The sequence below is a fragment of the Undibacterium sp. TJN25 genome (assembly GCF_049339885.1).
In the GTDB taxonomy this organism is placed as follows: Bacteria; Pseudomonadota; Gammaproteobacteria; order Burkholderiales; family Burkholderiaceae_D; genus Undibacterium.
Genome location: NZ_JBMPPM010000001.1, coordinates 696,462 through 716,635 on the forward strand (window position 1 = coordinate 696,462; position 20,174 = coordinate 716,635).

Here is a 20,174-nt window from a genome sequence, read left to right on the forward strand (position 1 = left end):
TGGTATCCGTTTTTATTATGATTTTTGCTGTGCCTCAGCTCTGCTTGTTGCGCATCCAGTCGGCGGTCTCATAGAAAGATTGCAGCAGCCTTTGCTGCAACCCAGCCTCAATGTTCACATCCTGCATGGCCCAGGCCATGCAGCGCAGCCACTGGTCGCGCTCGTTGCTGGCAATCGCATAAGGCAGATGCCGCGCACGCAGGCGCGGATGACCGAATTTTTCTATGTACAGGCTGGGGCCGCCCATCCAGCCGGACAGGAACCAGTACAGCTTGTCACGCGATCCCTCCATCGTTGGCGGGTGCAGCGCGCGTATGCCGGCAAACTCCGGTTCCAGCTCCATCAGGTCATAAAACCTGTCCACCATCTCGCGCAATTTATCGGCGCCGCCTATCACTTCGAACAGCGTGGTTTCCTGTGCTTCATTTGTTTCCGGGGTATTTTCCGTGGTCATGCAAATATCCAAAGTTTTTTGTTTTTTAATTCTCGCGCAGGCTCAGCAGGGGCGGCTGGTTCAACACATTGCGCAGCCCTACCCAACCGCCGATCAACGCACAGCCGGCGCCAACCGCTAGGCCGGCTACCCATACCAGCGCGCCGAAACTCCATTCAAAATGGAAGACGAACTGCGCCAGCGCCCAGCCTATGGCCGATGCGCCGCCAGCAGCCAGTATGCCGGCCAGGCCTCCCACCAGCAGGAATTCTATCCACTGCGCCTGCGACAGCTGTTTGCGTGTCGCGCCCAGTGCACGCAGCAATGCGGCTTCCCGCATCCGTATGTCCTGTGAGCCGGCCAGCGCCGCATACAGCACCAGTACGCCGGATGCCAGCGTAAACAGGAACAGGAACTCCACGGCAGTCGTCACCTGATCCATCACGCTTTGCAGCTGCTTGAGCAATGCACCGACATCAACCACGGTCAGGTTGGGATAATCGCGCGTCAGCTGGTTGACGAAATTCATCTGTCCTTCAGGCAGGCGGAAGGCGGTAATCCAGGTTTGCGGCATATCGCGCATGGCCTTCGGATTGATGATGACGAAGAAATTCACCCGCATCGAACCCCAGTCCAGCTTGCGCAAACTGGTGACAGTGGCGCTGACGCTCTGACCTGCTACGTCAAAACTGAGCTTGTCGCCCAGCTTCAGCTTGAGCGTCTTGGCAATACCCTCTTCTACCGAGGCTTCCGCATCGCCGACGCGGTCGCTGTACCATTTACCGGCGACCAGCGTATTCGACGCCGGCATGTCCGCCATCGTGGACAGGTTGAACTCCCGGTCCACCAAACGCTTGGCGCGGTCCTCTTCATAAGTATCGCCGGTGATGAGCTTGTCATTCACCTGCACCAGCCTGCCGCGTATCATCGGGAACAGCAAGGGCTTGGCCAGCGGCGCCAGCCGCGCCGCGATATCGTCCTTCTGGTCCGGCTGGATATTGATGACGAACTGGTTAGGCGCGTCCTTGGGCGTTGCCTGCTGCCATGCCGCCACCAGGTCGGAGCGCACGACCGTCAGCAGCAGCAAGGCCATCAGTCCCAGCGCCAGCGATACGATCTGGATCACGGTAGCGCCAGGCCGGCGCTGCAAGGCCGTGACGGCAAAGCGCCAGGACGCGTGGCTGAATAGATTGCGCAGCCGTTTCAGCGATGCCACCGCGCCCCAGGAGATCAAGGCAAAAACCAGGAGCCCCAGCAGGAAGCCCGCGGCGGTCAGCAAACCGAGCTTGATATCCCCTGCCTGCCATAACAGCAAGCCGGTAAACATCACCATGCCAAGACCGTAGGTCGCCAGCGTCAGCGGTTTGGGCGCATCCTGCTCGCGCCGTATCACACGGTTATGCGGCACATTGCGCAGCTGCAGTATCGGCGGCAACGCAAAGCCGACCAGCAATAGCAGGCCGGTGGCAATGCCCTGCCATGCAGGCAGCCAGCTGGCGCCAGGCAGATCGTTGGACACCAGCTTGCCCAGCCACTCCAGCAGCACATAGTGTCCGGCAAACCCCAGCACTACGCCGGCTACGCTGCCGGCTATGCCTATCATGAAGAATTCAGCCAGGTACATCGTGGTCACCTGGTTTTGCGTCAGGCCCAGGCAGCGCAGCATCGCGCAGGCATCCAGATGCCGCAGCATGAAACGGCGCGCCGCCATTGCCACGGCAACCGCCGCCAGCAAGGCCGACAACAGGCTGACCAGCGACAGGAACTGCTCTGCCCTTTCCAGCGTTGCGCGCATTTCCGGGCGGCCGGTATCCAGAGATTCCAGCCGCACGCCTTTGACATCATCCTTGTCTATCGTGTCCTGCAGCCATTTCTGGAAATCCTGTGCCGCCTTTGCAGGCCCGGCGACCAGCAGGCGATAAGTGACGCGCGATCCGTTCTGGATGAGGTTGGTGGCTGCCAGATCCTGCGTGGAGATCATCACGCGGGGCATGAAGTTCATGAAGGATGCGCCGCGGTCAGGCTCATTGGCAATCACCTGTGCAACATTGAACAGCTTGTCGCCCAGTTTCAGCTGCGCGCCGACTTTCAAGTTCAAGCCGGGCAGCATGGCGGGGTCCACCCACACGGTACCGGTGGAGGGCGTCTGCGTGGTGCTGACTTCTTTATTGCCCTGGTCCAGCTTCAGGTTGCCGCGCAAGGGATAGCCGGAACTGACGGCCTTGATCGACACCAGCTTGGTTGCCGATGCCTCGCCCTCGCCTGCAATCGCCATGCTGGGGAATACCACGGTCTCCGCCAGCGACAGGCCGCGCTTTTCCGCCTCGCCGCGCCATGCAGGATTGACAGGCTGGTCTGCACTGATAACAAGATCGGCACCCAGCAGCTGGTGCGCATCGCGATTCAAGCCCGTGCGCAGGCGATCGACGAAGAAACCCACGGAAGACAGAGACGCCACCGCAATCATCAGCGCCACCAGCAGGAAGCGCAGTTCGCCCGCACGCCAGTCGCGCATCGTCATGCGCCAAGACACCACCAAGGAAAGTCCCAAGATTTCCGCCCTTCCGGCTCAATAATCCGTTATCTACACTAACCGGCCAGCGCCTGGCGGAAATCTTCCAGCAGGTCTTCGGTATCTTCCAGTCCGATCGACACCCGTATCAGCGATTCGGCGATGCCCATGCTGGCACGGCGCTCTGCGCCCATCTCATAGAAGATGGTGTGTGCAACCGGAATCACAAGGGTGCGCGTGTCGCCCAGGTTGCTGGCGGGAATGGCAAGCTTCATGCGATTCAGGAAGTCGAAGCAGTCTATATCGTCGCGCAGCTCAAAACTGAGCAGAGCGCCATAGGAACGGAACAATTCTTTTGCGATGTGGTGCTGCGGATGTCCCGGCAAGCCTGGGTAGTGCACCGCTGCTACCCTGTCGTCCGCCTGAAGCAGTTCCGCTACCGCCTGTGCATTCGTGCATTCGCGTTGCAGGCGCAATGCCATGGTTTCCGCCCCAACGGCGATATGGTGTGCCGCTTCGGGCCCCAGTGAGCCGCCGAAGTCGCGCAGCGCCTTGGCACGCAGCTGTGCCATGCCCCACTGGATGACGGGAAATTTCTTGTAGTTTTCTACAATATGCGGATAAGCGTTCCAGTCGTACACACCGGTATCGGTCAGCGCGCCGCCGAGCACGTTGCCGTGGCCCGCAATCGACTTGGTCAAGGCATTGACGACCAGGCCAGCACCTACTTGCTTGGGGCGGAACAGGTAAGGCGAGGTCATCGTATTGTCCACCACATACAGGATACCCCGTGCGCGGCACAGCTCGCCTATGCGCTTCAGGTCTGCTACCTGCGTGCGCGGATTGGCGATGGTTTCGACAAAAACGATGCGGGTTGCCGGCGTGATCGCAGCTTCTACATTGGCAACGTCGGTCGCATCGACAAATGATACGTCAACGCCGACATTGCCCATGGTCTGCCATAAGCTGTTGGTATTGCCGAACAGGAAGGCAGACGACACTACATGATCGCCCGCGCGCAGCAATGCCTGGCAAATCGCGCCGATCGCCGCCATGCCGGTGGCGAAACAGATGGTGGCGTAGCCATCCTCCATTCTGGTGATCTTGTCTTCCAGCGCCGATACGGTAGGGTTGCCCTGGCGGCCATAACGGTAGCCGGGCTGCTTGCCCTGGAAGACCGCGGCCAGTTCGCGTGCATCCTTGTAGCCGAACGCAACCGAGGTGTGGATGGGTTTATGCAGCGAGCCGTGCTCTATGTTCTTCTGGCGGTCGCTATGCAGGATGGTGGTGGTAAAGCCGTAGGAAGGTTTGTCACTCATGGTCTGTGGGAAAGAAGGAAACGGATCCCTCAAGTGTACCCCAGAAACGCCCCTCCCCCGGTGTCTGGCTGCCGCGTGTGCTTATTTGCCGGTCAGGAAATCTTCCACCAGTTGCGCCAGCACTTCGGGCTGGTCGTGGTGCAGCATGTGGCCTGCCTCCATGATCATTGCCGTCTTGACATTGGCGAGATAGGCGATGCGCCGGTCTATTTCTATACGCGCTTCTTCCTTGGGTCCCATCCAGCGCCACACGTCGGTGTCGTTGGCCTCCACCCACAATACCGGCGCCGTGATTTTTGCCCAGCAAGCCGTGGTCTCGTCCACCTGGTATAGCAAGGGATTGGACAGCTTGTGCGCCGGATCACCCAGGATTTCCCAGTCGCCGGCATCATTCTGGCGCGCCCAGTGCGAAGAAAGAAAGGCTGCGCGTTCATCGGAAAGGCGTGGATTGGTCTTTTGCAGGCGTCCGGCAACGGCGGCCTGGTTCGGATACGTGCGCAGCGCAGGCTGCTCGCGCAACTCGTCCAGCCATTTTCGGTAGCGGTTCGGCGCCTGCTTGGGATGCGTCCCCGGCATGCCGAAACCCTCCAGGTTGATCAGCTTGCTGATGCGCTCGGGCCTGATGCCAGCATACAGGCTGACAACATTGCCACCCATGCTGTGACCCAACAAATTCACCGGCTCGTCCGGTGAAAAATGCCGCAAGATGGCATCCAGGTCGCCCAGGTAATCGGGCGCCCAGTAACAATCGCCGGACGGCACGTCGGTCAACCCGAAACCGCGCCAGTCGCCGGCAATTACATGCCAGCCCCCTTTCAGGCAGTCGACGACGAACTGGAACGACGCCGACACATCCATCCAGCCGTGCATCATGAAGATCTTCGGTGAATTTTCATCACCCCAGTGACGAATATGGTATTGGAGTCCGCGGACCGTGATAAATTCTGAGCGAGATGGTTTCATAATAGGCTAGACATGTTAGACGGCAGGTGCAGCCCGGCGGAAGGCAAAGCGCGGCACCGCATTTTTATTTTATATTTGTAGTTTTTTGCACAGACAATAGAACGACCGTTCGATAATTATACCGGAGACACGATGACCAGACAGATATCTGCACCCACTGACAATTACAATGCCTTGTACCAGGGCTTCCGGTGGGAGGTACCGGCAGACTTCAATATTGCGCAGGTATGCTGCCACCGCTGGGCAGACGATCCCGCCACGGCGTCCAACATCGCCGTCTATTTCGAAGATGCAGACGGCAAGACCGCCAGCCTCAGCTATGCGCAATTGCAGCAGCAGGCAAACCGCCTGTCGGGCCTGTTGCACAAGCAAGGCGTCAAACGCGGCGACGTGGTCGCCAGCATTTTGCCGCAGCGGCCGGAAACCGCCGTGGCGATGATGGCCTGCCTGCAACTGGGCGCAATCGCGATGCCCCTGTCTTTCCTGTTTGGGCCGGAGGCGCTGGAATACCGGCTGCAGCATAGTGAAGCTGTTGCGCTGATCGTGGACCAGAGCGGCGTGGAAGCTTTCCGGCAAATTCGTGCGGCCTGTCCCACGGTAACAAGCATCATCACGCTGGATTGCACGCTGGAAAACGCAGTGGACTGGCGGCAAGGCCTGGATGGCATGCCGCCGGCCTTCGAAGCCGTGGCAACTAAAGGCAGTGACCCGGCCATCCTGATCTACACCAGCGGTACGACGGGCGCTCCCAAGGGCGCGCTGCTGCCTCAATCAGCCGTCATCGGCAACCTCACAGGTTTCGTCGCTTCGCAGAACTGGTTCCCGCAGGCGAACGACGTGTTCTGGTCGCCGGCCGACTGGGCATGGACCGGCGGCTTGATGGATGCGCTGCTGCCGACGCTATATTTCGGCAAACCCATCGTTGGTTATCAAGGGAGGTTTTCCGCCGACACCGCGTTCTACCTGATGCAGAAATATGCAGTGACCAATACCTTCCTGTTTCCCACTGCGCTGAAGATGATGATGAAGGCTTGTCCGGAACCGCGCAGCAGCTACAAGCTCAGCCTGCGTGCAATCATGAGCGCCGGGGAAGCGGTCGGCGACGCGGTATTCAGCTGGTGCCAGTCGGCGCTGGGCGTTACGCCGAATGAGATGTTCGGCCAGACCGAGATGAACTACATCGTCGGCAACAGCGTGCAGCAATGGCCGGCAAAACCGGGCAGCATGGGCCGTCCCTACCCCGGTCATCGCGTGTCGGTCATCGACGACGACGGTAACGAAGTCGGCCCCGGCGAGAGCGGCGAAGTGGCCATGCAGATGAAGGACATCCACGGAACGCCCGACCCGGTATTCTTCCTTGGCTACTGGAAAAATCCGGAAGCCACGCGTAACAAGTTTACCGGGGACTGGTGCCGCACAGGCGACCTGGCAGTACGCGATGAAGACGGCTACCTGTGGTACCAGGGGCGCGCCGACGATATGTTCAAGGCAGCCGGCTATCGCATAGGCCCTTCTGAAATTGAAAACTGCCTCGTCAAGCATCCGGCCGTCGTCAATGTCGCCGTCGTGCCCAAGCCGGACAGGGAACGCGGCAACCTGGTTAAAGCGTATGTGGTACTGAGCGCAGGCTACCAGGGCAGCGAACAACTGATCGCTGAATTGCAGGCTCATGTGCGCGGCAAGCTGGCGCCCTATGAGTATCCGAAGGAAATTGAGTTTATCGATGCCTTGCCGATGACGACCACCGGCAAGGTGCAAAGGCGGATATTACGGCTGCGCGAAGAAGAAAGGGCCAGGGAAGCAGGCTGATCTGGCAAATAAAGCGCAGCAAGAGACGGCAAGGGGCGCAGCCCCTTCGCAGTTCCTTGTTATTATTGCCCCTGCACTTCCATGCGAGGCTCGGAACGCACAATGTCACCCGGCCTGACGTCGCCGGACCGGGCATCCGCAGACAGCTGGCCGACAGAAAACAGTGGCTGCACCTGGGCGATGGCAACGGTGCCGACCCGCATTTCCGGCATGCCGAACACTGCTTGCTGCGCAGTCGTCAACGGCATCTCATTCTTCACGCGATAGACCGCCAGCACATCGCCGGCCGCTATCGCAGAACTCGCCCCCGCATCCAGCATGACCTGGCCGTTATTGACGCGCAGCACCTTGGCCGATAAGGGAATCTGGCCCAGATCCATGTCCACTTCGTCGGCCAATTCATCCAGCATGCCATCAATTGCCTTGCCCAGTTTGGTGGAAAAAAAATTCTTGCTGCCGAAAGTTTTTTCGCGCCCGACCAGCACATCATCCTTCACCCGTTTTTCCACCCTGTGGGTCGCGATCAGGCTACCGCTACCGCCGTCGTACAGCGTCAGCTCGATATCGATATCGCGCTGGTTGGTATTCCACAATCCCAGGTATTTTTTCTCCACCGAGCGTTCGGCATTCCTGATCGTGCCCGACAGCACGAACTGGCTGTCGTTGGTATCGGCCAGTTCGCGTATCATTTTCAGCGATGGCGTCTCCCCACGCACGCCGGTCCCGAGAAAGGAATCAGCGCGCCTGACCAGGAATTTTCCGGAGCGCTGCAAGCGGTCCAGCAACTCCCTCGGAAGGCCGTTGGCGATGTCGTTGATGTCCTCCACCTGCCCCGGTGCGTCGATATTGAACGCACTGGCGACTATTTTCTTTTTGTAGGGCGGCAGCACCGGCTTGGGCGGCTCGGGCTCCATTGCCGGTTCGGGCATGACCTGCACAGCCGGCACGGCAGGCTTGACGGTATCTGCCGGCATCGCCTCCTGATACTGCGCACTCGCCGGTAAGGAGAGCGATAATGCAAGTATGGCAATTAAACCTGCCGCGTTCCGTTTCAAATGACCACTCATGCGTTGCTCCGGATAAAAACTGCCATTAGAACTATCATTCTGGTTACGACTGGATTTTTCGCTTCTTTAGGCAAATGCCCCATGCCCTGATCGACTCTGTGCCTTAACCTGCCTGCAGCGCCTTCAGCTCCGCCTCGCTGAACCCGGCGGCACGCCTGGCCTCGATATTGAACGGCGGCCGCATCTGCGGCGCCCTGTACTGCCTGGCCAACGCCTCGTAGGCCTCCAGCGGATCCAGCGAACGCCGTTCGCACAGCCAGGCGAACCAGTGATTGCCGATGCCCACATGGCCGATCTCGTCGCGCAGGATGATATCCAGTATTGCCGCGGCGGCGGCATCTCCGGCTTGTGCCAGCTTGGCGCGCACCGCAGGCGTGGCATCCAGGCCGCGCGCCTCCATCGTACGCGGCACCAGCGCCATTCTGGCCAATACGTCGGCGGAGGTCCTCTCGGTCAATTCCCACAGGCTGTTGTGCGCTGAGAAATCGCCGTACTGGAAGCCCAGTACTACAAGGTGCTCGGCCAGCAAGCTGAAATGGTAAGCCTCTTCCTGTGCCACCTGCAGCCAGTCGCTGTAATAGGCGGCCGGCATGCCGGGGAAGCGCCACAGCGCATCCAGCGCCAAGTTGATTGCATTGAATTCTATGTGCGCCAGCGCGTGGATCAGGGCGGCACGCCCTTCCACGGTATTCATTGCCCTGCGCTTGACATCCAGCGGCGCGACCAAGTCAGGCTTGTCCGGCCTGCCGGGAACGCCCTCAGGCTCTGCAATCACGGCTTCTACCTCCAGGCTGAGCTCGCCGCGCAGCCAGCTCTCACTCAGCGCGCGCACGCCGTCAGCCTTGGCCCTGGCGAGCGGCTGCGCCAGCCAGTGCAGCGCCATCTGGCGCAGTTCGCCGGACATACCCGGCTTTGGTGCCGTGGCGGAACCAGAAACCAGGTTGAATGAGGAATTTGCTACGGAAGACTGTGCGTTCATACCAGGGGCGTTAAAATACGGGGTTAATACAGAGACCCCTATTTTACGGAAGAAACCCATGGCCATATACCAATTAGGCGAGTTAGTCCCGGAAATCGACTCCACGGCCTATATTACCGACTCCGCCACCATTATCGGCAGGGTCAAAATAGAGGCCAATGCCAGCATCTGGTTCGGTGTGACCTTGCGCGGCGATAATGAGTTGATCACCATCGGCGAGAACAGCAATGTGCAGGAAAGTTGCACATTGCATACCGACCCCGGCTTTCCTTTAACGGTCGGCAAAAACGTCACCGTGGGCCACCAGGCCATGCTGCACGGCTGCACTATCGGTGAAGGTTCGCTGATAGGTATTCAGGCTGTCATCCTGAATGGCGCCAAAATCGGCCGGAATTGCCTGGTCGGCGCCGGCGCATTGGTGACAGAGGGCAAGGAATTTCCAGATAATTCGCTGATTGTCGGCTCTCCGGCCAAGGCCATACGCACTTTAACTGACGAAGACGCCTTGCGAATTCGGGGAAACACCCAAAGTTACGTACGGCGCGGTCAGGAATTCAAGACCCAGTTAAAGAAAATCGGCTGATAGTGATAGATATACAATGACAGATACCTTACAAAAATTCATGTTCGAACACGCAGGAGTCCGCGGCGAGCTGGTGGAAATTTCCGACACCTGGCAACAGATACTGTCGCATCAACAATATCCTCAGGCGGTGAAAACCATCCTGGGCGAGCTTGTTGCTGCTTCGGCGCTGCTGAGCGCCAACCTGAAGTTCGACGGTACCATGGTCATGCAGATTCATGGCGATGGCCCTATCAAGCTGCTCGTCGTGGAATGCGATGCAGAACTGCACATACGCGCTACTGCAAAGCTGGCGCCGGATGCAGTGGTGCCGGATAACGCGGGCCTGTCGGAACTGGTGCATGCGCACGGTAACGGCCGCTTTGTCATTACGCTGGACCCGAACAACAAGCTGCCGGGACAGCAAGCCTACCAGGGCATTGTGCCGCTGGACGGCGATACGATCGCGATCATCATCGAAAATTATATGATGCGCTCCGAACAGCTGGACACCAAACTGTGGCTGGCATCGGACGACAAGATTTCGCGCGGCATGCTGCTGCAAAAGTTGCCGAAAACTGGCGGCACCGAATCCAAAGTGGAAGACGAAACCGAAGCCTGGAACCGCGCAGTAACGCTGGGCAGCACCTTGAAACAGACGGAGCTGCTGGAGACAGACATAGACACCTTGCTGCACCGCCTGTTCTGGGAAGAAACCATACGCGTATTCGATCCCCAGCACCCCAGCTTCCGCTGCAATTGCTCACGCGAGAAAGTCGGCAATATGCTGAAAATGCTGGGCGAGGAAGAAGTCAATACCGCCATCAATGAACTCGGCAAGCTGGATATCAACTGCGACTTCTGCGGCAAGCACTATGGCTTTGACAAGGTGGATTGTGCGCAGCTGTTTGTGGCAACAACCCTAGTCGAAGCGACTACGACCCCGGGCGACAGCAAGCACTAAATAATAAATACGGAAAATTGACAAGATGCCGCAATGTTCACCTTGCGGCATTTTCTTTTATGGGTTTGGGTACATTTCCAGCGGCTTGCGGAGTAACCGGAGCACTGGCCTGCGATGCCGTGCCGGCATCCAGTATCTGCACAAAAATTTCGTCTTTCTTGATCATGCCGAGCTCAAAGCGCGCTCGCTCTTCTACAGCGCCGGTGCCGGTCTTCAGGTCTTCCACTTCTGATTCGAGCTTGCTATTGCGGTCTTTCAGGCCTTCGTTATGGCTTTGCACCTGCGACACCTGCTTGTCCAGCTCCCATACGCGCAGCCACCCTCCCTTGCCCAGCCAGAGGGGGTATTGAATCATCAACAACAAGGTAGCAAGTGCCAGCGCAATCAGACGCATTCAACAACCACGTATGCAGTAAACCAAGGAAACTCAAAAAAAGGGGGAACTGCGTTCCCCCTTTTGAATGAAACTTACTTCAAATTATAAAACGCTTCGCGTCCTGGGTAGCTGGCGATTTCGCCCAGGTCTTCTTCGATGCGCAATAATTGGTTGTATTTTGCCATACGGTCGGAACGGGACAAGGAGCCGGTCTTGATCTGCAGCGCATTGGTACCCACGGCGATGTCGGCAATGGTGCTGTCTTCGGTTTCGCCGGAACGGTGAGAAATCACGGCAGTGTAGCCGGCACGCTTGGCCATTTCGATGGCCGCGAATGTTTCAGTCAGCGTGCCGATCTGGTTGATCTTGATCAGGATGGAATTGGCAACGCCTTTTTGTATGCCTTCGCGCAGGATCTTGGTATTGGTGACGAACAGGTCGTCGCCGACCAGCTGCACCTTCTTGCCCAGCACTTCAGTCAAGGTAGCCCAGCCGTCCCAGTCGTTCTCCGCCATCGCATCTTCGATGGAGATGATGGGGTATTTGTCGACCCAGGTTGCCAGCAGGTTGGTGAAGTCGGCGGATGACAGTGTCAGGCCCTCGCCTTCCAGGTGGTATTTGCCGTCTTTGTAGAATTCGCTGGCGGCGCAATCCAGGCCCAGCGCAATCTGCGTGCCTGGCTCGTAGCCTGCGGCTTCTATCGCCTGGATGATCAGCTTGATCGCTTCTTCATGGTTTTCCACGGAAGGAGCAAAGCCGCCTTCGTCGCCCACGGCAGTTGTCAGGCCTTTGTCATGCAGGATTTTTTTCAGTGCGTGGAATACCTCAGCGCCGTAACGCACTGCTTCGCGGAAAGTCGGTGCGCCGACCGGGATGATCATGAATTCCTGGATATCCAGGTTATTGTCGGCATGGGCGCCGCCGTTGATGACGTTCATCATCGGCACAGGCAACTGCATAGCACCGGAGCCGCCGAAGTAGCGGTACAGCGGCAGGCCGGCTTCTTCGGCCGCAGCCTTGGCAACTGCCATCGACACTGCCAGCATGGCATTGGCGCCCAGTCGGCTCTTGTTTTCAGTGCCGTCCAGGTCAATCAGCGTGCGGTCGAGGAAAGCCTGTTCATTGGCATCCAGGCCCATGATGGCTTCAGCGATTTCGGTGTTGATGTGTTCACAGGCTTTCAGTACGCCCTTGCCCAGGTAACGAGACTTATCGCCGTCGCGCAGTTCGATCGCTTCGCGCGAGCCTGTCGATGCGCCGGAAGGCACGGAGGCGCGTCCCATCACACCGGATTCCAGCAGGACGTCGCATTCGACTGTCGGATTGCCGCGTGAATCAATAATTTCACGGCCGATAATATCAACGATAGCGCTCATTCAATTCTCCTAAACAATGCAATAATAAATTCTTATGTTTGTACCAGCGCCTGCGATGATCAGGCGCTTGCTTGCAGTTTTTCCGTACGCGGCACTACGTCAGCAGCAGCGTATCCGGGCATCTTACTATCCGGCGCCAGTTCCACCGTATCCGCTACCGAATACCGGACATGCGTGTGCCGGCATACCGGCCGCCTGTCCTTGCAGTTCTTATGCGAAACTGGATTCCAGGAAACCGTTTTTCTTTACCACGCGATCCAGCTCTATCAGCGTGGATAGCAATTCTTTCATACGGCCCAGCGGCACCGCATTTGGACCGTCGGATTTGGCTTCGGCAGGATTCGGATGGGTTTCCATGAACAGGCCGGAAATACCCACCGCCACCGCTGCGCGTGCCAGCACAGGCACAAACTCGCGCTGACCGCCGGAGGAAGTCCCTTGGCCGCCCGGCAACTGCACCGAATGCGTCGCATCGAATACAACCGGGCAATTGGTTTCACGCATGATCGCCAGCGAACGCATGTCGGACACGAGATTGTTGTAGCCGAAGGAAACGCCGCGCTCGCACGCCATGAACAAGTCTTCCGGCAGGCCGACTTCTTGCGCTGCCGCCCTCGCCTTGGCGATGACATTGATCATGTCGTGTGGCGCCAGGAACTGGCCCTTCTTGATATTGACCGGCTTGCCGGACTGCGCGCAAGCCTTGATGAAATCGGTCTGGCGGCACAGGAAAGCCGGCGTCTGCAATACATCAACTACGGCGGCGACCGGCTTGATCTCGTCGATTTCATGGATATCGGTCAGTACCGGCACCTGGATTTGTTTTTTGACGTCGGCCAGGATTTCCAATCCTTTTTCCATGCCGAGGCCGCGGAAAGAGGAACCGGAAGAACGGTTGGCCTTGTCGAACGAAGATTTGTAGATAAAAGGAATACCCAGTTCGCTGGTCATTTCCTTCAGCACGCCGGCCGTGTCGAGCGCCATCTGGCGCGACTCGATCACGCAAGGCCCTGCTATCAGGAAGAAGGGCTGGTCCAGGCCAACCTCGAATCCACAAAGTTTCATGATTTATTTCCGGTTGCGGCGGCGTCGGCGATTGCGTGCTTGTGCGCCAGTGCGGCCTTGGCAAATGAGATAAACAGCGGATGGCCGTCACGTGGCGTCGACTTGAATTCCGGGTGGTATTGCACACCCAGGTACCATGGATGTACATCGCGCGGCAGTTCCATGATTTCGCACAAGTCTTCTGTCGGCGTGCGCGCAGACACGATCAGGCCGGCCTGCTCGACACGTCCGAGGTAATGGTTGTTGGCTTCATAGCGGTGACGATGACGTTCGGTTACCACGTTGCCATAGATTTCAGACGCCAGCGTGCCCGGCTTGACGGCGCAAGTCTGCGCGCCCAGGCGCATGGTGCCGCCCAGGTCGGAATTCTCATCGCGGGTTTCTACCTTGCCGTCATGGTTTTGCCATTCGTTGATCAGCGCGACAACGGGCTGTTCGGTTTCCTGGTCGAACTCGGTGGAATTGGCCACGGTCAACCTGGCCTTGTTGCGCGCATATTCGATCAGCGCGACCTGCATGCCCAGGCAGATGCCGAGGTAAGGGATCTTGTTTTCACGTGCAAAACGGGCGGCAACAATCTTGCCTTCCACGCCGCGCTTGCCAAAACCGCCAGGCACCAGGATGGCATCGTACTTTTCCAAGGCCTTGGTGCCGTGCGCTTCGATCTCTTCGGAATCGACGTACTCGATGTTGACGCGGCTTTCTGTATGGATGCCGGCGTGGCGCAGCGCTTCCGTCAGCGACTTGTAGGATTCGGTCAGATCGACATATTTGCCGACCATGCCTATCGTCACTTCTTCTTTCGGATTTTCCAGTGCATAGATCAGCTTGTCCCACATTTCCAGGTTCGCCGGTTTCGGCGACAGGCCGAGCTTGTCGCAAACGATCGCATCCAGGCCCTGGTCATGCAGCATCTGCGGAATCTTGTAGATAGTATCCGCATCCCATACCGAGATCACGCCGTCTTCAGGCACATTGGAGAACAGTGAAATCTTCGCGCGCTCGTCGTCGGGGATAGGACGGTCAGCACGACACAGCAAGGCATCCGGCGAAATGCCGATTTCACGCAATTTCTGCACACTATGCTGGGTAGGCTTGGTTTTCAGTTCGCCAGCAGAAGCCAGGTAAGGCACCAGCGTCAGATGCACGAAAGCCGCCGCATTGCGACCCGCGCGCAGGCTCAGCTGGCGCGCCGCTTCCAGGAAAGGCAGGGATTCGATATCGCCGACCGTACCGCCGATTTCCACCAGCGCCACGTCAAAACCGTTGGCGCCGCGATGGATGTAATCCTGGATTTCATTGGTGATGTGAGGGATGACCTGTACGGTCTTGCCCAGGTATTCGCCACGGCGTTCCTTGCGGATCACGGACTCATAAATCTGTCCGGTGGTGAAGTTGTTCACCTTGCGCATTTTGGCCGTGATGAAACGCTCATAGTGACCCAGATCCAGGTCAGTCTCGGCGCCGTCATCGGTAACGAATACTTCACCATGCTGGAAAGGACTCATCGTGCCGGGATCCACATTGATATAGGGATCAAGCTTGAGCATGGTGACTTTAAGGCCGCGCGACTCTAAAATCGCAGCGAGGGAGGCGGCGGCAATGCCTTTGCCCAGAGAGGAGACTACGCCCCCGGTAACGAACACAAACTTAGTCATTGCAGAAGGTGCCAGACGGCACAAGCGGGAAATTCGAATTATACACCAAAGCGTATCCCCCTCACAATTTTTCCGACCCTTTTTCCAGATTTCCTGCCCGTTTTTATTGCAAAGCGCCGCTCCGGCGCCTTGCTTGTCCATTTATTTACATGGCATAGAAAAATTGTATTTTGGCAAAATTTTGAGCTCCCTCTGCATTCGTCAGCTGGCGGATTTCATCGCTCCGGCGGATGACTGACACATTCGCACCAAAACGTTCACCGCGCCACACATACCCCAGCTCCAGCTCGCCAACACCTCTTTTCGGGTCTACGCCGGTATGCTCGTTGGCGAAGTAGCCACCCTGTATCGTCGCGGTATATGCTACCGCCTTTGCCTCTGCCCGGAAAAACGCGTAGCTGGCCGGCTGCTCCGGCAGGCGGTCCAGCGCTCCTGCCCGCAGGGTCAGGCCGAAGGAGGCATCGGTAAAGATATTGCCGAAACGGCCCTTGAAGCGCGGCGTAATGTCCAGGTAAGAGGCCGGAGCCCAACGCACCGGTGACCATTCGCCGGACAGTACGGCGCCCCATTCATTGCCCAGCTGCGTGCTCCACCCCTGCGGCAGGGGCTGGTGCAGCAGGCGGTGCAAATGCGTCTGCGCCCAGTAGCCGCCGGCGCAAGGCCCCAGGCAGCCGAAGTCCAGGCCAATGCGCGTGCTGCTGCCGCTTGCATCCGCTATCTCCTTATACACGCCGCCGAACAGCCAGCCGGCATACGGATGGTCGCGCGGCGACAGCTGCGACGGCAGCAGCTTGGTGTCGGATGCCGTGTACAGTTCCTGACCTATGCGCCAGCCATAGCTGGTGGAGTTGCTCTGCGTATTGAGCACGCTACGCTGCCCCAACTGCACGCCACTGGTATAGAAACCATCCTTGTCGTTAAACAGCAGGCTATCGTTCTCCACCGTCAGTTGCCACACTGAAATGCCCTTGGCCTGCACATCCCGGTATTCCTCCACGGACGGCAAAACCGATTGCGCCAGAGTCGGCAAACTGGCCGGCGCCAGCGCGGCTGCCAATACCGCTGAAAAAATTGGGTTGTTTGCTTGCATAGGTTTAATCCTCAAATGAGCTTTTGTATCATCGCGTGGGTAGCGGCGGCAGTTGCCGCAGGCACCTCCATCGGTATCAGGTGGCCACCCGTTATCTGGACGAAATTATCGCCCACCAGTTTTTTTGTTGCCTCCAGGCCCGCCTGCCGGCATTCCACCGACTCGATTCCTCCGACAAAACCTATCGGCACAGGGAACGGCTTGCGCAGTACAGCACCCAGGGTGTCCGGCAGGCAAAGGTAAATCGCCGTCTCTATCTCGCGCGTGAATTTCAGCGTAACGCCTTCGGGATGCGGCACGACGCCGGCATGGATATAGTCGCGCAGCACTTCCGGCGGCCAGATTGCAAACATCTCCTTGGCCGCAAAATGCTCGAACGCGGCCTCAGCGCTTTTCCACACATTCCTGCGCTTGACCGAAAACTGCGCCGGTGAAAACTTCTGGTCAAGGCCCAGTCGCTTGAACAATCTCAGCGCCAGCGCCTTCCAGCCGCCGACCACCGGCGAATCCAGCATTACCACGCAACGCACCAAATCGGGCCGCGCCTTGGCGGCCATCAGCGACAGGATGCCGCCCAAAGAATGCCCTACCAGGATGACGGGTTCGCTATAGCGTGCCGCCAGAGTATCAATAAGCTCCTTCACCAGGTGCTGCCAGCCGTCAGTGACCGGATAGGCTGGATTATGGCCATGTATTTCCAGCGCCTGCACATCGTAGTAAGGCGACAGGTGTTCAAAGAAAACGCGGTAGGTCCCGGCGGGAAAGCTGTTGGCATGTGCAAAGTGCAGAACGGGCCTCGCTGGGGGTATGACTGAATCTGATGACATAAATTTGGGTAGCCTAGCTGTTCATTCGGGTCCGGCAACAGGCGCCGTCAACGGCCATACCAATACCGCGCATGCTCCTGGCGATATCCGTAAAACTCCAGACCGGACCCGAATTGTAATGTGATTGCACCGGGTTCGCCGCTCCTTAAGTGATTTATTCCAAAAATACCGGCACGGCAAATTTACGCTTTGATCCATTCGTCGATTCCCTTGGGTGGCGCAATGCGCGGCATTTTTGATGTCACCTTCTTCAAATACCGTTCGGATTTTGTTTTAAAACCACAAACATCCGGATTTTCCATGGACAAGGCTCTCGGCCGCCGTCCTCCGCGCGAGGCCCTCTCTCCTCGCTCTGCCACGCCTGTATCCACACGATGTTCTCTCTGTGGAGAGAATGCCAGACAGCACATAAAACATCCCACGCACCACGTCCCAGGCCTGCTTCCGGCACGAGATGGCACCAGCTCGTGCCGAAACGGCACAAGGCAAAAATTCCGTCTATCTATACTCGATCCGAGCTTCAGAATTCATTTATATCGATCTCGCACAGCGGCTTGCGGCTGACCGCAATAAAGATGAGTTCCGCCGTGAGGATCACCAAAAAGAATCCGCAATTTAGCAAACGCGTCGTCGATGCGCCGCCGCAGTTCCACCGGAACGCAATAAAAACACTGGAGAATTTACATGTCAGCACAGCTTCAATCACTGGATGCATCAATCAGCTTAACGGCTGCTGCACCACGCCACCCCTGGAAGGAAATTTGCGCCGCCAGCATTGGCAATGCACTTGAATTTTATGACTTGCTCATATACGGATACTTTGCGGTCGTCATCGGAAAATTATTTTTTCCCGTAGAAAATGAAACCACGTCCCTACTGCTGAGTGTTGGCACATTCGGCATCTCTTTCGTCATGCGGCCGCTGGGCGCCATCGTCCTGGGCTCGTACGCCGACCGCGCGGGGCGCAAGCCCTCCCTTACCCTGTCGATCTCCATCATGATGCTGGGAACGGCAATGATCGCGTTTGCACCGACCTATTCCCAAATCGGCATAGCATCCCCCCTGATTATTATCGTCGCCCGAATGCTGCAGGGTTTTTCTACAGGAGGTGAATTTGGCGCGGCGACGGCCTTCATGGTCGAACATGCGGACGGAAAGCGGCGAGGGTTTTTCGCAAGCTGGCAGCTTTCAACCCAAGGCCTGGCCACCGTACTCGCAGCCGGTATCAGCGCCCTGCTCAGCTACGCGTTAACGGATAGCCAGTTAAATGACTGGGGCTGGCGCGTTGCCTTCGGCTTCGGTTTGCTCGTAGGCCCCGTGGGACTGTATATACGCAATCAGATCGATGAGACGCCTGAATTCCAGAAAACAAAAACCAGGAAACTGGAAAATTCACCGCTGCGCGTTGTGCTGGCAAGGGATGGCATCAATCTGCTGCTGGGCATAGGCGTTGTATCTGGCGCCACTGCGTTCAACTACGTGCATAAACTGTATATGCCGACCTATGCTTTGAAGCAGTTGCATATCCCTGCCACATCCTCTTTCCTGGGTGCGATGATGACCGGCGTTATCTTGATGCTGAGCGCCCCGCTCTTCGGCATGCTGTCTGACCGCTACGGACGATTCAAAGTATTGTCCATCGCTTTGCTGCTTGTCGGCTGCACCTCATATCCCTTATTCCTGATATTGAACACATGGCCTACGTTCACCACGCTGATTGCCGTGCAGTGTCTGGTCGGCCTGCTCATTGCCGCCTGTCTCGGCCCCATACCGGCGATGCTGTCCGACATTTTCCCGACCAGCACACGCGGGACAGGGCTCGCGCTCAGCTATAACTTTTCAGTCACGCTATTCGGCGGCTTTGCCCCCCTGCTGGTCACATGGATGATTGCTGCCACGGAAAGCAAGCTGGCCCCCAGCTTTTATGTCATAGGCACATCCATCATCAGTGTCACCGCTGTGCTGATTCTGGGGCAACGCATGAAGCGCAACTCACCGATTTAATTCGCTTCACCTCGCCCTGGCTTCCAAAAAAATTTTACCTCGCTCAGTCCTCGGGGCCGGGCATTCCTTTGGTTTAATTTTGGAGTTGTATCAATGAAAAATCTAGAACAGATTCGCGCTGGATTGCAAGCTTATCCGATCGAAGTAACATTCCCCGACATAACGCTATGGCGGCATGGCAATACAGGCGTTGACTATATCCATTCCTTTGACAGCGGCATCGCCGGCCCCCACGTCATGGTCATGGCACTTTCGCACGGAAACGAAGTAAGCGGCGCCATTGCCGTCGATGCCCTGCTTCGCATGAAACTGAGGCCGCTAAAAGGCCGCATTACGCTTGGATTTTCCAATGTGGAGGCGTACCGCAGGTTTGACAGGAACAATGTCGATGCGACCCGCTTTATTGACGAAGACATGAACCGCGTGTGGTCGGAATCGCGGCTGGATAGTTCAGACGAAACGCTGGAGTTGCGGCGAGCGCGGGAATTGAGGCCAATCATCGACGACGTCGATTATTTGCTGGACATACATTCCATGCATGAAGAATCTCCGCCGATGATGATGTGCGGCCCTTTAGAAAAAGGAATCCGGTTCGCCTCGCAGATTGGGCTGCCAGCCCATGTCATCGCCGATGCGGGCCATCCCAACGGAAAGCGTATGCGCGACTATGGCGGCTTCGGAGATATCGACAGCCCCAAAAATTCGCTGCTGATCGAAACTGGGCAGCATTTTTCGTCGCGCAGCAGGGATGTTGCACTGGACACCGCTTGCCGCTTCCTCGCTGCTACAGGGGTTGCCGACATCATGGGCCTCTCCCACTTCCTCACGCAACCCTTCCCTGTCAAGCAACGCCTGCTTCAGGTAACACAGCCTGTCGTCGCGCAGACGATGAATTTTGAGTTCGCCAGGAATTTTCATGGCCTTGAACTGATAGAACGGGCCGGTACCGTCATTGCGAAAGATGGCGATGTGGAAATTTCCTCTCCCTATGACAACTGCGTCATTGTCCAGCCTTCCTTGCGCCATCTTGCGCCGGGCGTCACCGTCATGCGCCTGGCCAAAATCCTGGATTTTCAATCTGATGGAGATATGAAAATGTCCTAGAAAACATTCCCTTCCCTCTCGCCGATCCAGCCGCTCTCTGCAGCGTGGACCATGGCCGTTCGCTTC

General features: G+C 57.6%; 17 protein-coding genes. 5 read left to right on the forward strand and 12 right to left on the reverse strand.

From position 1 onward, the window contains the following. Window positions 1–34 precede the first annotated feature (34 nt). The 4 genes from ACO0LO_RS03110 to ACO0LO_RS03125 all read right to left on the reverse strand — a co-directional run bounded on the left by ACO0LO_RS03110 (window position 35) and on the right by ACO0LO_RS03125 (window position 5,227). Window positions 35–454 (reverse strand): group II truncated hemoglobin, encoded by a 420-nt coding sequence (locus ACO0LO_RS03110; RefSeq protein ID WP_422962715.1) that lies wholly within the window; start codon window positions 452–454, stop codon window positions 35–37. A 25-nt stretch (window positions 455–479) separates the two neighbouring features. After that, on the reverse strand, window positions 480–2,954 hold the full coding sequence (locus tag ACO0LO_RS03115; RefSeq protein WP_422962825.1) for an ABC transporter permease: 2,475 nt from the start codon (window positions 2,952–2,954) through the stop codon (window positions 480–482). A 68-nt stretch (window positions 2,955–3,022) separates the two neighbouring features. Beyond that, window positions 3,023–4,264, reverse strand: coding sequence for a cystathionine gamma-synthase family protein (locus tag ACO0LO_RS03120; protein WP_422962716.1), 1,242 nt, complete (start codon window positions 4,262–4,264; stop codon window positions 3,023–3,025). An 81-nt stretch (window positions 4,265–4,345) separates the two neighbouring features. After that, entirely contained in the window at window positions 4,346–5,227 is an 882-nt protein-coding gene (locus ACO0LO_RS03125) for an alpha/beta fold hydrolase (protein WP_422962717.1), read from the reverse strand. Window positions 5,228–5,359: 132 nt separating this feature from the next. On the opposite strand from ACO0LO_RS03125, the gene ACO0LO_RS03130 reads away from it, so the two are divergent. Further along, window positions 5,360–7,036, forward strand: coding sequence for an acyl-CoA synthetase (locus tag ACO0LO_RS03130; RefSeq protein ID WP_422962718.1), 1,677 nt, complete (start codon window positions 5,360–5,362; stop codon window positions 7,034–7,036). Between the two features lie 62 nt (window positions 7,037–7,098). Here the strand turns inward: ACO0LO_RS03130 and ACO0LO_RS03135 are convergent, their stop codons facing one another. Beyond that, entirely contained in the window at window positions 7,099–8,010 is a 912-nt protein-coding gene (locus ACO0LO_RS03135) for a flagella assembly protein FlgT middle domain-containing protein (RefSeq protein WP_422962719.1), read from the reverse strand. A 196-nt stretch (window positions 8,011–8,206) separates the two neighbouring features. Then, entirely contained in the window at window positions 8,207–9,007 is an 801-nt protein-coding gene (locus ACO0LO_RS03140; RefSeq protein ID WP_422962826.1) for a ferritin-like domain-containing protein, read from the reverse strand. 133 nt (window positions 9,008–9,140) lie between these two features. Here ACO0LO_RS03140 and ACO0LO_RS03145 point away from each other — a divergent pair, with 133 nt between their 5' ends. Continuing rightward, window positions 9,141–9,665 carry a gamma carbonic anhydrase family protein gene (locus tag ACO0LO_RS03145; RefSeq protein WP_422962720.1) on the forward strand — a complete coding sequence of 175 codons (525 nt, stop codon included), beginning with the start codon at window positions 9,141–9,143 and terminating at the stop codon, window positions 9,663–9,665. Between the two features lie 16 nt (window positions 9,666–9,681). Next, window positions 9,682–10,608, forward strand: a complete 927-nt coding sequence (gene hslO / locus ACO0LO_RS03150; RefSeq protein ID WP_422962721.1) for an Hsp33 family molecular chaperone HslO — start codon at window positions 9,682–9,684, stop codon at window positions 10,606–10,608. Between the two features lie 37 nt (window positions 10,609–10,645). Here hslO and ftsB read toward each other — a convergent pair whose 3' ends face one another. From ftsB to ACO0LO_RS03180, 6 genes are all read right to left on the reverse strand, one after another. Next, the gene (ftsB, locus tag ACO0LO_RS03155) at window positions 10,646–11,002 is read right to left on the reverse strand and encodes a cell division protein FtsB (RefSeq protein WP_422962722.1); all 357 of its coding nucleotides are present in this window, start codon (window positions 11,000–11,002) and stop codon (window positions 10,646–10,648) included. 74 nt (window positions 11,003–11,076) lie between these two features. After that, the gene (gene eno / locus ACO0LO_RS03160; protein ID WP_422962723.1) at window positions 11,077–12,360 is read right to left on the reverse strand and encodes a phosphopyruvate hydratase; all 1,284 of its coding nucleotides are present in this window, start codon (window positions 12,358–12,360) and stop codon (window positions 11,077–11,079) included. A 210-nt stretch (window positions 12,361–12,570) separates the two neighbouring features. Next, complete coding sequence (gene kdsA / locus ACO0LO_RS03165; protein WP_422962724.1) at window positions 12,571–13,425, reverse strand: 3-deoxy-8-phosphooctulonate synthase; 855 nt, start codon at window positions 13,423–13,425, stop codon at window positions 12,571–12,573. Beyond that, entirely contained in the window at window positions 13,422–15,083 is a 1,662-nt protein-coding gene (locus ACO0LO_RS03170; protein ID WP_422962725.1) for a CTP synthase, read from the reverse strand. Before ACO0LO_RS03170 ends, kdsA begins: the two co-directional genes overlap by 4 nt. Window positions 15,084–15,228: 145 nt before the next feature. Beyond that, on the reverse strand, window positions 15,229–16,173 hold the full coding sequence (locus ACO0LO_RS03175; RefSeq protein ID WP_422962726.1) for a lipid A deacylase LpxR family protein: 945 nt from the start codon (window positions 16,171–16,173) through the stop codon (window positions 15,229–15,231). An 11-nt stretch (window positions 16,174–16,184) separates the two neighbouring features. After that, window positions 16,185–17,000: an alpha/beta fold hydrolase gene (locus tag ACO0LO_RS03180; protein WP_422962727.1), complete on the reverse strand. Its 816-nt coding sequence runs from the start codon at window positions 16,998–17,000 to the stop codon at window positions 16,185–16,187. Window positions 17,001–17,684: 684 nt separating this feature from the next. On the opposite strand from ACO0LO_RS03180, the gene ACO0LO_RS03185 reads away from it, so the two are divergent. Then, a complete protein-coding gene (locus tag ACO0LO_RS03185) occupies window positions 17,685–19,004 on the forward strand; it encodes an MFS transporter (protein ID WP_422962728.1) in 1,320 nt (439 codons plus the stop codon). A 93-nt stretch (window positions 19,005–19,097) separates the two neighbouring features. Then, window positions 19,098–20,108 (forward strand): M14 family metallopeptidase, encoded by a 1,011-nt coding sequence (locus tag ACO0LO_RS03190; protein WP_422962729.1) that lies wholly within the window; start codon window positions 19,098–19,100, stop codon window positions 20,106–20,108. The last annotated feature ends 66 nt before the right edge of the window (window positions 20,109–20,174 follow it).

What these genes read in the sequence shown, in the direction of transcription:
- ACO0LO_RS03110 (WP_422962715.1), bottom strand. Translation starts at nt 454, where the DNA reads ATGACCACGGAAAATACCCCGGAAACAAATGAAGCACAGGAAACCACG.
- ACO0LO_RS03115 (WP_422962825.1), bottom strand. Translation starts at nt 2,954, where the DNA reads ATGACGATGCGCGACTGGCGTGCGGGCGAACTGCGCTTCCTGCTGGTG.
- ACO0LO_RS03120 (WP_422962716.1), bottom strand. Translation starts at nt 4,264, where the DNA reads ATGAGTGACAAACCTTCCTACGGCTTTACCACCACCATCCTGCATAGC.
- ACO0LO_RS03125 (WP_422962717.1), bottom strand. Translation starts at nt 5,227, where the DNA reads ATGAAACCATCTCGCTCAGAATTTATCACGGTCCGCGGACTCCAATAC.
- ACO0LO_RS03130 (WP_422962718.1), top strand. Translation starts at nt 5,360, where the DNA reads ATGACCAGACAGATATCTGCACCCACTGACAATTACAATGCCTTGTAC.
- ACO0LO_RS03135 (WP_422962719.1), bottom strand. Translation starts at nt 8,010, where the DNA reads ATGCCGGCAGATACCGTCAAGCCTGCCGTGCCGGCTGTGCAGGTCATG.
- ACO0LO_RS03140 (WP_422962826.1), bottom strand. Translation starts at nt 9,007, where the DNA reads ATGTCCGGCGAACTGCGCCAGATGGCGCTGCACTGGCTGGCGCAGCCG.
- ACO0LO_RS03145 (WP_422962720.1), top strand. Translation starts at nt 9,141, where the DNA reads ATGGCCATATACCAATTAGGCGAGTTAGTCCCGGAAATCGACTCCACG.
- hslO (WP_422962721.1), top strand. Translation starts at nt 9,682, where the DNA reads ATGACAGATACCTTACAAAAATTCATGTTCGAACACGCAGGAGTCCGC.
- ftsB (WP_422962722.1), bottom strand. Translation starts at nt 11,002, where the DNA reads ATGCGTCTGATTGCGCTGGCACTTGCTACCTTGTTGTTGATGATTCAA.
- eno (WP_422962723.1), bottom strand. Translation starts at nt 12,360, where the DNA reads ATGAGCGCTATCGTTGATATTATCGGCCGTGAAATTATTGATTCACGC.
- kdsA (WP_422962724.1), bottom strand. Translation starts at nt 13,425, where the DNA reads ATGAAACTTTGTGGATTCGAGGTTGGCCTGGACCAGCCCTTCTTCCTG.
- ACO0LO_RS03170 (WP_422962725.1), bottom strand. Translation starts at nt 15,083, where the DNA reads ATGACTAAGTTTGTGTTCGTTACCGGGGGCGTAGTCTCCTCTCTGGGC.
- ACO0LO_RS03175 (WP_422962726.1), bottom strand. Translation starts at nt 16,173, where the DNA reads ATGCAAGCAAACAACCCAATTTTTTCAGCGGTATTGGCAGCCGCGCTG.
- ACO0LO_RS03180 (WP_422962727.1), bottom strand. Translation starts at nt 17,000, where the DNA reads ATGTCATCAGATTCAGTCATACCCCCAGCGAGGCCCGTTCTGCACTTT.
- ACO0LO_RS03185 (WP_422962728.1), top strand. Translation starts at nt 17,685, where the DNA reads ATGTCAGCACAGCTTCAATCACTGGATGCATCAATCAGCTTAACGGCT.
- ACO0LO_RS03190 (WP_422962729.1), top strand. Translation starts at nt 19,098, where the DNA reads ATGAAAAATCTAGAACAGATTCGCGCTGGATTGCAAGCTTATCCGATC.